The sequence below is a fragment of the Burkholderia sp. MSMB1826 genome (assembly GCF_001526325.1).
Lineage (GTDB): Bacteria > Pseudomonadota > Gammaproteobacteria > Burkholderiales > Burkholderiaceae > Burkholderia.
This window is the reverse complement of sequence record NZ_LOYN01000004.1, coordinates 56,017-70,484: the sequence shown is the minus strand read 5'-3', so window position 1 is coordinate 70,484 and position 14,468 is coordinate 56,017. Positions and strand designations below refer to the sequence as shown.

The 14,468-nt window shown below is 66.6% G+C and carries 12 protein-coding genes; 9 read left to right on the top strand and 3 right to left on the bottom strand.

Features of this window, described 5'->3' with window-relative positions:
* Window positions 1-37 precede the first annotated feature (37 nt).
* Together WS95_RS01150 and WS95_RS01145 are read left to right on the top strand one after the other, a co-directional pair.
* The gene (locus tag WS95_RS01150) at window positions 38-631 is read left to right on the top strand and encodes a LysE family translocator (RefSeq protein WP_059821825.1); all 594 of its coding nucleotides are present in this window, start codon (window positions 38-40) and stop codon (window positions 629-631) included.
* Window positions 632-862: 231 nt separating this feature from the next.
* A complete protein-coding gene (locus WS95_RS01145) occupies window positions 863-1,942 on the top strand; it encodes a purine-nucleoside phosphorylase (protein WP_034206048.1) in 1,080 nt (359 codons plus the stop codon).
* A gap of 217 nt (window positions 1,943-2,159) precedes the next feature.
* Here WS95_RS01145 and WS95_RS01140 read toward each other — a convergent pair whose 3' ends face one another.
* Entirely contained in the window at window positions 2,160-2,453 is a 294-nt protein-coding gene (locus WS95_RS01140; protein ID WP_034206049.1) for a DUF4148 domain-containing protein, read from the bottom strand.
* Window positions 2,454-2,869: 416 nt separating this feature from the next.
* Entirely contained in the window at window positions 2,870-3,874 is a 1,005-nt protein-coding gene (gene ceoR, locus WS95_RS01135) for a putative multidrug efflux transcriptional regulator CeoR (protein WP_034206050.1), read from the bottom strand.
* A gap of 173 nt (window positions 3,875-4,047) precedes the next feature.
* Here ceoR and WS95_RS01130 point away from each other — a divergent pair, with 173 nt between their 5' ends.
* The 6 genes from WS95_RS01130 (at window position 4,048) to WS95_RS01105 (ending at window position 12,896) form a co-directional block, all read left to right on the top strand.
* Complete coding sequence (locus WS95_RS01130; protein WP_034206051.1) at window positions 4,048-4,908, top strand: alpha/beta hydrolase; 861 nt, start codon at window positions 4,048-4,050, stop codon at window positions 4,906-4,908.
* 31 nt (window positions 4,909-4,939) lie between these two features.
* Window positions 4,940-6,157, top strand: coding sequence for a multidrug efflux RND transporter periplasmic adaptor subunit CeoA (ceoA, locus tag WS95_RS01125; RefSeq protein ID WP_034206052.1), 1,218 nt, complete (start codon window positions 4,940-4,942; stop codon window positions 6,155-6,157).
* Between the two features lie 46 nt (window positions 6,158-6,203).
* Window positions 6,204-9,389, top strand: coding sequence for a multidrug efflux RND transporter permease subunit CeoB (gene ceoB / locus WS95_RS01120; RefSeq protein ID WP_034206053.1), 3,186 nt, complete (start codon window positions 6,204-6,206; stop codon window positions 9,387-9,389).
* A gap of 10 nt (window positions 9,390-9,399) precedes the next feature.
* Entirely contained in the window at window positions 9,400-10,935 is a 1,536-nt protein-coding gene (opcM, locus tag WS95_RS01115; RefSeq protein WP_034206312.1) for a multidrug efflux transporter outer membrane subunit OpcM, read from the top strand.
* A 327-nt stretch (window positions 10,936-11,262) separates the two neighbouring features.
* Window positions 11,263-12,132 carry a PhzF family phenazine biosynthesis protein gene (locus WS95_RS01110; protein ID WP_059821823.1) on the top strand — a complete coding sequence of 290 codons (870 nt, stop codon included), beginning with the start codon at window positions 11,263-11,265 and terminating at the stop codon, window positions 12,130-12,132.
* Window positions 12,133-12,482: 350 nt separating this feature from the next.
* Window positions 12,483-12,896, top strand: a complete 414-nt coding sequence (locus WS95_RS01105) for a hypothetical protein (protein ID WP_034206054.1) — start codon at window positions 12,483-12,485, stop codon at window positions 12,894-12,896.
* A 272-nt stretch (window positions 12,897-13,168) separates the two neighbouring features.
* Here WS95_RS01105 and WS95_RS01100 read toward each other — a convergent pair whose 3' ends face one another.
* Window positions 13,169-13,780, bottom strand: coding sequence for a TetR/AcrR family transcriptional regulator (locus WS95_RS01100; protein ID WP_059821821.1), 612 nt, complete (start codon window positions 13,778-13,780; stop codon window positions 13,169-13,171).
* 127 nt (window positions 13,781-13,907) lie between these two features.
* Here WS95_RS01100 and WS95_RS01095 point away from each other — a divergent pair, with 127 nt between their 5' ends.
* Window positions 13,908-14,336, top strand: coding sequence for a hypothetical protein (locus WS95_RS01095; RefSeq protein ID WP_034206056.1), 429 nt, complete (start codon window positions 13,908-13,910; stop codon window positions 14,334-14,336).
* Window positions 14,337-14,468 lie beyond the last annotated feature (132 nt).

Sequence of the window (14,468 nt, the reverse complement as noted above, 5' to 3'; positions counted from 1 at the left end):
TCCATCGACGGGATTGAATCGATATCCTGGACGACCGATGAGCGACTTCCTGTTCGGGCTGACGATCGCGCTGTCGGTCGGGCCCGTCGCGCTGATGATCGCGAACTACGGCATGCGCGCCGGCACGGCGACCGGCGTGCGCGCGGCGATCGGGGTGGCCGCTGCCGATGGCTGCTATGCGGTCGTGGCCTTCACGATCGGCGCGATGCTCGCGGACACGCTTGCGTCGCATCTGGCGCTGTTCCGTATGGTCGGTGCGCTCGTGTTGCTCGCGATGGGCGCGCGGATGCTGTGGGAGGCGCTGCGCGCCCGACGCCGCACGCTCGACGGCGACGGAGCGCCGCCGCCGGGCGATCGCCCGTTCATGTCGATGTTCGTCGTCACGCTCGCGAATCCGCTGACCATCCTGTTGTTCTATGGTTATGCGACGGCTGCCGCCGGTGCGCACCGCCACTGGTTGTTCGGCGCCGCGTGCGTGTTTGCGGGCAGCCTCGCCGGGCAACTCGTGTTCGCGTTCGGCGGCAGCGCGATCGGGCGCTTCATGAAATCGCCGGGGTGGCTCGCCGCGAGCCATGTAGTCGCCGCACTCGTCGTGCTCGGTTACGGCGTGGCTGGGCTGATGCGCGTGTAGCGCGGCGCGAAGCAGCCGACGTCGCACGCGGCGACGAACCCGATAGCATTCCTGATGTTTTTCGACGCGGTGACGAACGCGCGATTTTCCGTCACGCAACACGCATCCGTTCGCACGAAACATCGCCGGCCGTTTCGTAGTCGGGTTCCGCATCGCGTACGCCCGTTCTATACTCGTCGCGCAGTCTCCGACAGCCGTTCTCACCCAACGTCACCGAAACAAGGAACGCCGATGCTGACTCGCTCCATTCTTTCCGCCGCCGCATTCTCGCTTGCCGCCTGCGCGACCGCGCCGTCGATCGCGCAGGACAACCAGGGCAACGATGCCGGCAACGCGGCATTCGCCGAGACCGGCTCGCATGGCCGCCCGGTCAAGGTCATGATCGTCACGATGTTCGGGCCGGAGGGCCAGGCGTGGCTCGACCGGCTCGGCCCGTGGCGCGACATCGCCGTGCCCGGCCTGTCGCCCGACTATCCGGCGGTCCACTGCAACAAGCAGGACGTATGCGTGGTCACGACCGGCATGGGCTATGCGAACGCGTCGGCGACGATCATGGCGCTCACGTTCTCGCAACGCTTCGATCTGCGCCGCACGTATTTCCTGGTCTCGGGCATCGCGGGCGTCGACCCCGCGCAAGGCACGGTCGGATCGGCCGCGTGGTCGAAATACCTGGTCGATTTCAGCCTGCAGTGGGAGCTCGATGCGCGCGAGATTCCGGCCGGCTGGAACACCGGCTATCTCGGCATCAATACGAAGAGCCCGAACGACAAGCCGCCGCTCGACTATCGCACCGAAGTGTTTCAGCTCAACCCGCAACTGACCGACGCCGCCTACGCGCTGTCGCGCAACGTCGTGCTGGCAGACAGCGCGCAGGCGCAAGCGGCGCGTGCGAAGTTCACGTATGCGCCGGCGAACCGGCCGCCGACGGTGATCCAGTGCGACACGTCATCGGGCAACACGTGGTTCTCGGGCACGCTGATCGGCGAGCGCGCACGCCAGTGGACCAAGATCCTGACGGACGGCAAGGGCACCTACTGCATGACCGCGCAGGAAGACAACGCGACGTACGAAGCGCTCAAGCGCGCGGCGAGCGTGAAGCGGGTCGACCTGTCGCGCGTGGCCGTGCTGCGCACCGGGTCCGATTTCGATCGGCCGTACGCGGGGCAGACGAGCGCCGACAACCTGCTGAACTACGCGGACCAGGGCGGTTTCGCCCCGGCGACCGAAAACCTCTACCGCGCGGGCAATCCGCTGGTGCAGGACATCGTCACGCACTGGGGCGAATGGCGCGACGGGGTGCCGCGCCGTTGACGGCAGGACGATGATTCAGCCGGCGGTCAATGCGATTGCGGGGCCGAACGGAACGGCGTCCACACCGGCGTGGTGTCGTCCCAGTGATCGAGCGGCGAAGGAAGTGGGTCGTTCATCATGTACTCCTGCAACTAACTAACTGACTGACTCGACGAGTCGTCGACAACGTCGTTCGAGACGCCGCGCACTGGGCAACCCGCTGCGCGGCGTCTCGCGTTTACCGGCCCGCGCCGGCGAGCTGGTTGCCTTCCGGTGTCGGGCGATACGGGCCTTGCGCGAGTTCGAGCCCTTGCGGATACGACGTCGCCTTGCGCAGGTACGCGAGCGTGCCGTCCTTGCGTGCCTGCTCGACTTCCGCGTTCACTTCGGCGCGCGTACGCGGGCCGTTGTGCTGCGCGGACCACGACGTGTTGCCGGAGTCGCCGGCGTGCGAGGTGTCCGAATCGGCGAAGGCCGGTGCGGACACGGCAAGCGTGAGCGCAAGGGCCGAGAGAAGATGGCGGCGGTTCATGGCGTAACTCCTGGAGATGTCGGAGCGCGCGCCTGAGCGCTGACTCCGGTCCCGCGGGCGGGATCTGTTCGATGCGCAACGAGGTGCGCGACAGGGTTTACTCTAGGTTGCCGTTCCGTCGCGATAAATGCAGCAGACGCGAATTGAATTGTCGTGTCAGTGGAACAATCGCCATCCGCATCGCCGGCAGGGTTATGCGGAAATGGCCGAGAGCCGCGCGGCACGGGCTTCGCAGGGAGGTGCGGCGGCGACGCGCAACGACACGCAACGATGCACGCGGCCGATTGCCGCGCGCCGTGCAAAGGTTTACTGCGGATTCGGGAAGGATCGCGGCGCCGCGCTTGAAAGGCGTGCCCGGGCCGCGCTCGGGCAGGATGACGCGCGGGCGCTGCGGCCCGCGCGTGGAGGTCGGACGATTACGCGACCCACTCGTTGATGACCGGCGTATCGAGCGCCGGCGCGCGCTCGGCTTCCTCGAACGTGCGCTTGCTGCACGTCGCGTCGAGGCTGCCCTTGCCGCTCAGCAGCGGGCACCGGTCGAACACTTCGGCAATCCAGTCGACGAACACGCGCACCTTCGGCGACAGATGACGGCTGTGCGGATACACGACCGAGATCGGCATCGGCAGCGGCTTGACGCCGGGCAGGACTTCCTTGAGCCGGCCCTCGCGCAGGTGCGGCAGCACCATGAACAGCGGCGGCTGGATCAGGCCGAAGCCCTCGACGCCACACGTCACGTACGCATCCGCATCGTTCACCGACACGATGCCCTCCATCTTCATCTCGACTTCCTTGCCTTCGATCAGGAACGTCCAGTCGATCGTGCGGCCGGTGCGGCTCGAGAAGTAGTTGACGGCCTTGTGCTGGCTCAGGTCGTCGATCGTCTGCGGTTCGCCGTGGCGCTCGAGATAGTCGGGCGAGCCGACCGTCACGCACTCGAACAGGCCGACGCGGCGTGCGACGAGCGACGAATCCTGCAGCGCACCGACGCGGATCACGCAGTCGACGCCTTCCTGCAGCAGGTCGACCGGCCGATCGGACAGGCCGAGTTGCAGGTCGATGTCCGGATAGCGCGTATGAAACTCGCACAGCGACGGAATCACGAGCAGCCGCCCGATCGAGCCCGGCATGTCGATACGCAACTTTCCGTGCGGCTTCCGGTTGTTGGCCTGGAAGCTTGCTTCGGTTTCCTCGACGTCCGCGAGGATCCGCACGCAGCGTTCGTAGTAGGCGGCGCCGTCGGGCGTGAGCGAGAGCCGGCGCGTGGTCCGGTGCATCAGCCGCACGCCGAGGAATGCTTCGAGATTCTGGATGATCGTCGTGACGGACGCCCGCGGCAAGCCGAGCGTTTCTGCTGCCTTGGTGAAGCTGCTTGTATCGACGACGCGAGTAAACACCTGCATGGCCTGAAGCCGGTCCATCACAACCTCCGCAATCTAATGAGCCCGCGAACGACAAGGCTGCGCTACCTCGTGGGTAAACGCAGCCTCGGATTGTTCGGGGGCGTTGAATTGTGTTGCCGGATTATAGGCATTTATCCCAATGTCTGCCGGACCCAGAATTCGTTCCATCTCGAAATGGATGCTGCATCGTCATGGACGCTTCTGAATTCAGCAAATTCCTGAAAGCCGCATTGCCCGCGCAAGCCATGGCGGGCGCGGCGCTGACGGTGGCCGAAGTGGAAATTCCCGGCTACGCACAGGACATCGTGCTGCGCCTCTACCGCCGCCCGGACAAGACCGGGTTGCCAGTAGTGCTTTATTTCCACGGCGGCGGCTTCGTCCGCGGTTCGCTCGAAGATGCGGACTTCGCCGCGCGTTTTTTAGCAGAACGCTTACCAGCTCTCGTAGTGTCGGTCGATTATTCGCTCGCGCCGGCCTTTCCTTTTCCGGCCGCGCCGGAGGATGCGTATCGCGCCGCCGTCTGGGCCGCGACGCGCGCCCGCGCGTTCGGCGGCAATCCGAAGAAGATCGGGGTCGCGGGGCACGACGCGGGCGGCCAGCTCGCGAACTGCCTGGCCTTCATCGCACGCGACCGCGGCGAAGTGTCGATCGTCGCGCAGGCGCTGTTCGGGCCGATGCTCGACCCGAGCATGACGCGCATCGGCGACGCCGAGCGGCTCGCGTCCGACATCACCGCGCGCGAATGCGCGGCCTGCTATCGCGCATACCTGCCGCAGGCGGCGCAACGCATGCACCCGTACGCGGCGCCGATCGAATCGGTGCGCCTCGCGGGGCTGCCGCCGACGCTCGTCGTCACCGCGCAGAACGACGTGCTGCACGTCGAAGCGGAGAAATATGCGGGCTGCCTGATTTCGTCGGGCGTGCTTACGCAGGTGATCCGCTATCCGGACATCACGCACGCCGCGCTCGCCACGCACGAAGCCGCGTTCGAGGAAGCCGTGCGCTTCTTCCAGTGCCGCTTCCAGGCGCGCCAGCCGAACCGTTCCGAATAACCAGACCAATCCACGCTTACCGGAGATCCACATGGCCATCCTACGCACCACCCGTTCCCGAATCGCGACCGCGGCGATCGTCACGCTCGCCGTCGTCGGCCTCGGCACGTTCGGCGCGATGCGCGTCAACGCGAACGCACCCGAAAAAGCGGCGGCGCCGCTGCCCGAAGTCGACGTCGCGACCGTCGTGCCGCAGACCGTGACCGACTGGCAAAGCTACTCGGGCCGTCTCGAAGCGGTCGAGAAAGTCGACGTGCGCCCGCAGGTGTCGGGCACGATCGTCGCGGTGAACTTCAAGGACGGTGCGCTCGTGAAGAAGGGCGACGTACTGTTCGTGATCGACCCGCGCCCGTATCAGGCGGAAGTCGACCGCGCCGCCGCGCAGCTCGCGGCCGCGCAGGCGCGCAACGGCTACGCGCAGACGGACTGGCAGCGCGCGCAGCGGCTGATCGGCGACAACGCGATCGCGAAGCGCGACTACGACGAAAAGCAGAACGCGGCACGCGAGGCGAGCGCGAACCTGAAGGCCGCCGAAGCCGCGCTGGAAACGGCACGCATCAATCTCGGCTATACGCGCATCACCGCGCCGGTATCGGGCCGCGTGTCGCGCGCGGAAATCACGCTCGGCAACGTCGTGTCGGCCGGCGCGTCGGCCGCGCCGCTGACGACGCTGGTGTCGGTGTCGCCGATCTACGCATCGTTCGACGCGGACGAACAGACCTACCTGCAATACATCAACGGCGCGCGCAGCGGCCGCAAGGTGCCGGTCGAGCTCGGCCTCGCGAACGAAACCGGCTATTCGCGCAGCGGCGAGATCGATTCGGTCGACAACCGGCTCGACACGTCGTCCGGCACGATCCGCGTGCGCGCACGCTTCGACAACGCGGACGGCACGCTCGTCCCGGGCCTCTATGCGCGCGTGAAGGTGGGCGGCAGCGCGCCGCACGAGGCGCTGCTCGTCGACGACGCGGCGATCAACACCGACCAGGACAAGAAGTTCGTGTTCGTCGTCGACCAGCAGGGCCGCGTGTCGTATCGCGAAGTGCAGCCGGGGATGCAGCACGGCAACCGGCGCGTGATCGTCAGCGGCCTGGCCGCCGGCGATCGCGTGATCGTGAACGGCACGCAGCGCGTGCGCCCCGGCGAGCAGGTGAAGCCGCACATGGTGCCGATGACGGGCGGCGACGATCCGGCCGCGCCGCTCGCGAGCACCGCGAAGCCGGCCGCACCGGCGAAGGCGGATTCGTAAGCGGCGCGCCCGCTTCGCATCCGCGTTCAACCAGACAGAGCCACACATGAACATTTCCAAATTCTTTATCGACCGGCCGATCTTTGCAGGAGTCCTATCGGTGGTCATCCTGCTGGGCGGGGTGATCGCGATGTTCCTGCTGCCGATTTCGGAATATCCGGAAGTCGTGCCGCCTTCCGTGATCGTGAAGGCGCAGTACCCGGGCGCGAACCCGAAAGTGATCGCCGAGACGGTCGCGTCGCCGCTGGAAGAGCAGATCAACGGCGTCGAGGACATGCTCTACATGCAGTCGCAGGCGAACAGCGACGGCAACATGACGATCACCGTCACGTTCAAGCTCGGCACCGATCCGGACAAGGCCACGCAGCTCGTGCAGAACCGCGTGAACCAGGCGCTGCCGCGCCTGCCGGAAGACGTGCAGCGGCTCGGCATCACCACGGTGAAGAGCTCGCCGACGCTGACGATGGTGGTTCACCTGATCTCGCCGGACAACCGCTACGACATGACCTACCTGCGCAACTACGCGCTGATCAACGTGAAGGATCGCCTGTCGCGGATCCAGGGCGTCGGCCAAGTGCAGCTGTGGGGTTCGGGCGACTACGCGATGCGCGTGTGGCTCGATCCGCAGAAGGTCGCGCAGCGCGGGCTGTCGGCCGAGGACGTCGTGCAGGCGATCCGCGAGCAGAACGTGCAGGTCGCGGCCGGCGTGATCGGCGCATCGCCGTCGCTGCCGGGCACGCCGCTGCAGCTGTCGGTGAATGCGCGCGGCCGTCTGCAGACGGAAGAGGAATTCGGCGACATCGTCGTGAAGACGACGCCGGACGGCGGCGTCACGCACCTGCGCGACATCGCGCGCATCGAGCTCGACGCGTCCGAGTACGGGCTGCGCTCGCTGCTCGACAACAAGCCAGCCGTCGCGATGGCGATCAACCAGTCGCCGGGCGCGAACTCGCTGCAGATCTCCGACGAAGTGCGCAAGACGATGGCCGAGCTGAAGCAGGACATGCCGGCGGGCGTCGACTACAAGATCGTCTACGACCCGACGCAGTTCGTGCGTTCGTCGATCAAGGCCGTCGTGCACACGCTGCTCGAGGCGATCGCGCTGGTCGTGATCGTCGTGATCGTGTTCCTGCAGACCTGGCGCGCGTCGATCATTCCGCTGATCGCGGTGCCGGTGTCGATCGTCGGCACGTTCTCGTTGCTGCTGGCGTTCGGCTATTCGATCAACGCGTTGTCGTTGTTCGGGATGGTGCTCGCGATCGGGATCGTGGTCGACGATGCGATCGTGGTCGTCGAGAACGTCGAGCGCAACATCGAGAACGGGATGACCGCGCGGCAGGCGACCTACAAGGCGATGCAGGAAGTGAGCGGGCCGATCATCGCGATCGCGCTGACGCTCGTCGCCGTGTTCGTGCCGCTCGCGTTCATGTCGGGCCTGACCGGCCAGTTCTACAAGCAGTTCGCGATGACGATCGCGATCTCGACGGTGATCTCGGCGTTCAACTCGCTGACGCTGTCGCCGGCGCTGTCCGCGATCCTGCTCAAGGGCCACGGCGACAAGGAAGACTGGCTCACGCGCGTGATGAACCGTGTGCTCGGCGGCTTCTTCCGCCGTTTCAACAAGGTGTTCCATCGCGGCGCGGAGAACTACGGCCGCGGCGTGCGCGGCGTGCTGTCGCGCAAGACGCTGATGCTCGGCGTGTACCTCGTGCTGGTGGGGGCGACGGTGCTGGTGTCGAAGGTCGTGCCGGGCGGCTTCGTGCCCGCGCAGGACAAGGAATACCTGATCGCGTTCGCGCAACTGCCGAACGGTGCGTCGCTCGATCGTACCGAGAAGGTGATCCGCGACATGGGTTCGATCGCGCTGAAGCAGCCGGGCGTCGAGAGCGCGGTCGCGTTCCCGGGGCTGTCGGTGAACGGCTTCACGAACAGCTCGAGCGCGGGCATCGTGTTCGTCACGCTGAAGCCGTTCTCGGAACGGCACGGCAAGGCGCTGTCGGCCGGCGCGATCGCCGGTGCGCTGAACCAGAAATACGGCGCGATCAAGGATTCGTTCGTCGCGGTGTTCCCGCCGCCGCCGGTGCTCGGCCTCGGCACGCTCGGCGGGTTCAAGATGCAGATCGAGGATCGCGGCGCGGTCGGGTACGCGAAGCTGTCGGATGCGACCAACGATTTCATCAAGCGCGCGCAGCAGGCGCCGGAACTCGGTCCGTTGTTTACGAGCTACCAGATCAACGTGCCGCAGCTCAACGTCGATCTCGATCGCGTGAAGGCGAAGCAGCTCGGCGTGCCGGTGACCGACGTGTTCAACACGATGCAGGTGTATCTCGGTTCGCTGTACGTGAACGACTTCAACCGCTTCGGGCGCGTGTACCAGGTGCGCGTGCAGGCCGATGCGCCGTTCCGCCAGCGCGCGGACGACATCCTGCAACTGAAGACACGCAACGATAAGGGCGAGATGGTGCCGCTGTCGTCGCTCGTCACGGTGACGCCGACGTTCGGCCCGGAAATGGTCGTGCGCTACAACGGCTACACGGCGGCCGACATCAACGGCGGCCCGGCGCCCGGCTTCTCGTCGGGGCAGGCGCAGGCCGCGGTCGAGCGCATCGCGCACGAAACGCTGCCGCGCGGCGTGCGCTTCGAGTGGACCGACCTCACGTACCAGCAGATCCTCGCGGGCGATTCGGCGATGTACGTGTTCCCGATCAGCGTGCTGCTCGTGTTCCTCGTGCTCGCCGCGCTGTACGAAAGCCTGACGCTGCCGCTCGCGGTGATCCTGATCGTGCCGATGAGCATCCTGTCGGCGCTGACGGGCGTGTGGCTCACGCAGGGCGACAACAACATCTTCACGCAGATCGGCCTGATGGTGCTGGTGGGGCTCTCGGCGAAGAACGCGATCCTGATCGTCGAATTCGCGCGCGAGCTCGAACACGACGGCAGGACGCCGCTCGAGGCCGCGATCGAGGCGAGCCGGCTGCGGCTGCGCCCGATTCTGATGACGTCGATCGCCTTCATCATGGGCGTGGTGCCGCTCGTCACGTCGACGGGCGCCGGTTCGGAAATGCGCCATGCGATGGGTGTCGCGGTGTTCTTCGGGATGCTCGGCGTGACGCTGTTCGGGCTGATGCTGACGCCGGTGTTCTATGTCGTGCTGCGTACGCTCGCGGGCGGCAAGATCCACGTCGCCGGCAAGGATTCGACGGGGTACGGTGTACCGGCGCCCGATGCTTGAGGACCAGAAAATGAACGACATGCACGATACGAACGGCCTGATGCGCTTCGCGAAGGTGGCGGCCGCGAGCACTCTGCTCGCGACGCTGCTCGCCGCGTGCGCGGTCGGCCCAGACTACAAGCGTCCGGACGCGGCGGCGCCCGCCGCGTTCAAGGAAGCGCCGACCCTCGCCGCCGGCGAGCAGGCCGGCACGTGGAAGACGGCCGAGCCGTCGGACGGCGAACATCGCGGCGAATGGTGGAAGGTGTTCGGCGACCCGGTGCTCGATTCGCTCGAGACGCAGGCGCTCGCCGCGAACCAGAATCTCAAGGCCGCGGCCGCGCGGGTCGAGGAAGCGCGTGCGGCGACGCGTTCGGCGCGCTCGCAATGGTTCCCGCAGATCGGCGCCGGATTCGGGCCGACGCGCGAGGGGCTGTCGTCGGCGTCGCAGTTCCAGCCGCAGGGCACGGGCCCGACCAACGCGACGCTGTGGCGCGCGCAGGGCACGGTGTCGTATGAAGCCGACCTGTTCGGCCGCGTCGGCCGCAACGTCGAGGCGTCGCGTGCCGACCAGGCGCAGAGCGAAGCGCTGTTCCGCTCGGTACAGCTCGCGCTGCAGGCCGATGTCGCGCAGAACTACTTCGAGCTGCGTCAGCTCGACTCGGACCAGGATCTGTACCGCCGCACCGTCGAGTTGCGCGAACAGGCATTGAAGCTCGTGCAGCGCCGCTTCAACGAAGGCGACATCAGCGAGCTCGACGTGTCGCGCGCGAAGAACGAACTGGCCAGCGCGCAGGCCGATGCGGTCGGCGTCGCGCGCCGGCGCGCGGCGTCGGAGCATGCGCTCGCGATCCTGCTCGGCAAGGCGCCGGCGGATTTCGCGTTCAAGGAAACGCCGATCGTGCCGGTCGCGGTGAAGATTCCGCCGGGCCTGCCGTCCGCGCTGCTGGAACGCCGCCCGGACGTGGCGGCGGCCGAGCGCGCGATGGCGGCCGCGAACGCACGGATCGGGCTCGCGAAGTCTGCGTACTTCCCGAAGCTCGATATCACCGGGTCGTTCGGCTATGAGGCGTCGACGCTCGGCAACCTGTTCCTGTGGTCGAGCCGCACGTTCCTGCTCGGGCCGTTCGCCGGCACCGCGCTGACGTTGCCGCTGTTCGACGGCGGGCGGCGGGCGGCCGGCGTGCAGCAGGCGCGCGCGCAGTACGACGAACAGGTCGCGAACTACCGGCAGCAGGTGCTCGTCGCGTTCCGCGAGGTCGAGGACAATCTCGCCGATCTGCGCCTGCTCGACGACCAGATCCGCGCGCAGGATGCCGCCGTCAACGCGTCGCGCCGGGCGGCGAAGCTGTCGCGTACGCAGTACCAGGAGGGCGAGGTCGCGTATCTCGACGTGATCGACAGCGAGCGGTCGGTGTTGCAGTCGCAGTTGCAGGCGAATCAGCTTACCGGTGCGCAGGCCGTGTCGACCGTCAACCTCATCCGCGCGCTCGGCGGCGGGTGGGGCGCGGCGCCGACGGCGGTCGGCGGCGCGGCGACCGGTAAGGAGGATATGGCTGCGCGGTGAGCGCGAGCGGCGGGCGATGCGTCGCTCGCCGGCCGAGAAGCGAAAAACCCCGGCATGCAGGCTCAGGTCTGCGTGTCGGGGTTTTTTACGAGTCGTCGAAAATTTCAGGGAGGAGCGGCAGCGATTGGCCGTCATGCGTCACTCGCCAGAGGCATAGGCCCACACATTCGAGCGTCAGCGGCAGCCTGAGCGCGGCCGTCGCGCCGTCTGGTCGTGCCCGGGTCTGGTCGTGCCCGGGATTCGTATCGTCGATGTGAAGATGCGAAAATCGCCTGGAAACGGATCCAACTCTTCGCCGCGCATTCATTTACCACTGGGGACCAACAAATGACCACGACAGAACACCCTGTTTCGCCGCTCAGCCCTTTCCCCGTCGAACGATTGGCCTCGTTCGCCGATGGCAATGCCGGCGGCAATCCTGCCGGTGTCGTGATTTGCGCGGTGTTGCCGGATGCTCCCACCATGCAGGCAATCGCCGCGGAGGTCGGCTATTCCGAAACGGCCTTCGCGGCGCCGCTCGGCGATGCGTGGCGGGTACGCTATTTCGCGCCCGAAATCGAGGTTCCCTTCTGTGGACATGCCACCATCGCACTGGGCGCTGCGCTTGCCCGGCGTGAAGGAGACGGGCTGTTTCATCTGCGTCTCAACGACGCGGAAATCACGGTCGAGGGGCGTCGTGACGGTACGGCGCTGGTCGCTGCGTTGCAGTCGCCGCCCACCCATAGCGAGCCGGCGCCGCCCGATCTCGTGCGCGATGCACTGGCGCTGTTCGACTATCGACACCGCGACCTCGATCCGCGCCTGCCCCCTGCGATTGCGCGTGGTGGTGCAAAGCACCTCGTCCTCGCACTGGCCGAACGCGCGCGTCTATCTGAAATGCACTACGACCTCGATGTCGGCCGCGAACTCATGCTGGCTCACGGCTTCGCCACGATCGCGCTGGTGCACGCAGAGCATCAACGGCTGTTTCACGCTCGCAATCCCTTTGCGGCGGGAGGGGTGTACGAAGACCCGGCGACGGGAGCGGCAGCGGCGGCCCTGGCCGGCTATCTTCGGGATGCGGGGTGGCTGCGCGATGGCCCGCTCGACATCATTCAGGGCGAGGACATGGGGATGCGCAGCCGCATCCATGTGCAAATCTCCCCGGAAACCGGCGCGAGCATACGGGTATCGGGGGCGGTTCGCGCGTTGGCTTGATCCGGGCCGTGCGGCCGGAGGACTTCCCGAACCGGCCGGGCGATTCCGGCCGCACGGCCGGCAGCCCGGGGGGCGATGCCGTCGACTTCGCGCGTAAGCGCATCGTTCGACGGTATCACGGACGGAGCCGCCCCGATGGATGCAAGCGTTGAATTCCGCTCCCGGTCGACACGGCGGCCGTCTAATCGTGGAGTAGTATTTCCCCATGCCGGGATCATGCCCGGCCGTCACGGCGCACAGCCGATCCCTCCGTGACGGCGACGGCAAGCTCGTTGAAGCGCGTTCGGAAACGGCTTCAACGACACGTGCGGCGGCGCCGGCCGCGGCGACGGCATCGATGGGAATGCATCATGTCAACCGAGTGGAAGCACCGCGTCAGACTGTTTGTTCAGCGTTTCTGGCAGCCGACCACTGCGTGCATGACCTGCATGCCGGGGAGCTGGGGAAATGTCACGAGCCTTCCCCACTGGACCATCGCATTTCATACGGGTCTGCTGACCGGACTCCTGGCTGTGCTTCTGACTTTCACGCCGGTGGGGAAGCTCTATGCGCATCGATACGGCAATGCGCTGGTCGTTGGCGTCCTGACGACGTTGGGCGACGCGTACTCGCACACGAGTCGTTACCGTATCCCCTATGTCGAGCACATCGTGACGGGGGCAATTTCAGGTCTCCTGGCGCTTGCGGCCTCCTATCTCTTCGAGGATCGCGCGCGACGCGTTCGGGCGGTATGGGCGCGCGTGTCCGGACTGCTTGTCCGCTGACTTTTCGAGCAACGTATCGATAAGTGACCGTTCCGGGCCGGAAGGCGGCGTCCACGGAAATCCACGAAGAACCTTACCTTTTTTATTGCACCGCGTTTGGCAACCAGCGGTCAGTTCCGCCCAGCGCCTTCATCCGACGCTGACGACCAACTCGCTCGCGGTATTGCGCCATTTCGTGAAGCGCCACGACGGGATTACGTTGATCGGCGACCGGGAAACGGCCGCGCGTGCGAAGCGCACGCGTTGAGGGGCGCAGTCGTCAGCGGCGATGCTCAGGCGTCGGCGCGCGATGACCGTGGTTCGGGTTGCACGTCGGTACGCTCGGCGATCACGACCGCGTAACGGCCGACCGCATCGGCGATGCGCTGCGCGAGTTCGGGATCGCGCACCGCGCGCGCGAGCGTGACGCCACCGGACAGCAGCGCGAGAAACGCGATCGCGCGGTCGTCGTCGGGCGTATCGCCGAGCCCGGACGACACTTCGTCGACGATTTGCCTCAGCGCGTGTTCATACGCGTCGCGCGTGTCGTCGTCGGCGCGCATCACTTCGGGAGACAGGCTCGGCAGCGCACAGCTTTCGCCGAGTGCGCAGGTGCGTCGCGGCCCCAGGTAGAACGCTACGAACGGGCGCCGCCAACGGGCGCCATGCTCGGCCTTGAAGGTTGCGACACCATGCCGGAGCTGGTCGAGGCCGTCGAGCACGATCTGGCGGAAGGCTTCACCCTTGGACTTGAAATGCCCGTAGAACGCGCCGTTGGTGACGCCGGCCGCCTTCGTCAACGGACCGATGCCGGAGCCGCCATACCCTTCCTGGCGGAACAGGCGACTCGCGGCTTCGAGGATGCGGGTGCGGGTTTCGTGCTTGTGCTCGGCGGAATAACGCATGACGGGCTCGCTTCAGAGCGATCGCTCTTTATTGCTTGCATAGAGAGCGATCAGTGTCTAATGTATAGAGAGTGACTGATACTTATATCACGTCACGATCCTGATGACCTGACCTGGAGAAACTGCGATGCCGATTACGCTGACCGTATCAGAAGGGGTTTTCACGCAAGAAGACGAAGGACCGGTGTTTGCCGAGTTGACCGATGCGCTGCTGGACGTCGAGGGGTTGACCGGGAACGCGTTCCTGGCGCCGAACGTGATCGGCACGCTGAACGTGCTGCCGCGCGACCGCATCTTCGTGCAGGGGCGCGCGCAGCCCGCCGCGTTCGTCGAATTGAAGCTGCCTGCGGTGGCGCTCGCGGCGCCCGACAAGCAGCGACTGTTCGTCGAACGGGCGACCGGGATCGTGCTGCACCGCGCTCGCGGGCGGCTGACGCCGGCGCAGGTGTGGGTGAATGTCGTGCATGCGGTCGACGGCGGATGGGGAATAGCCGGACGGCGCTATGACAACGCGTCGCTCGTCGACTCGATTCAGGGGGCGGCGGTAGCACACTAAGCGCGACTGGCGGCCAAGCCGTTCGACGTTGGCCGATGGTGTGGCGGCGGTCGCCGCCACACCGGTCGATTGTCGTCGTATTCAGTCCGTCGCCTGCGTCGTGCCGTCACGTTCGTCTGCCGCGCGGGCGCG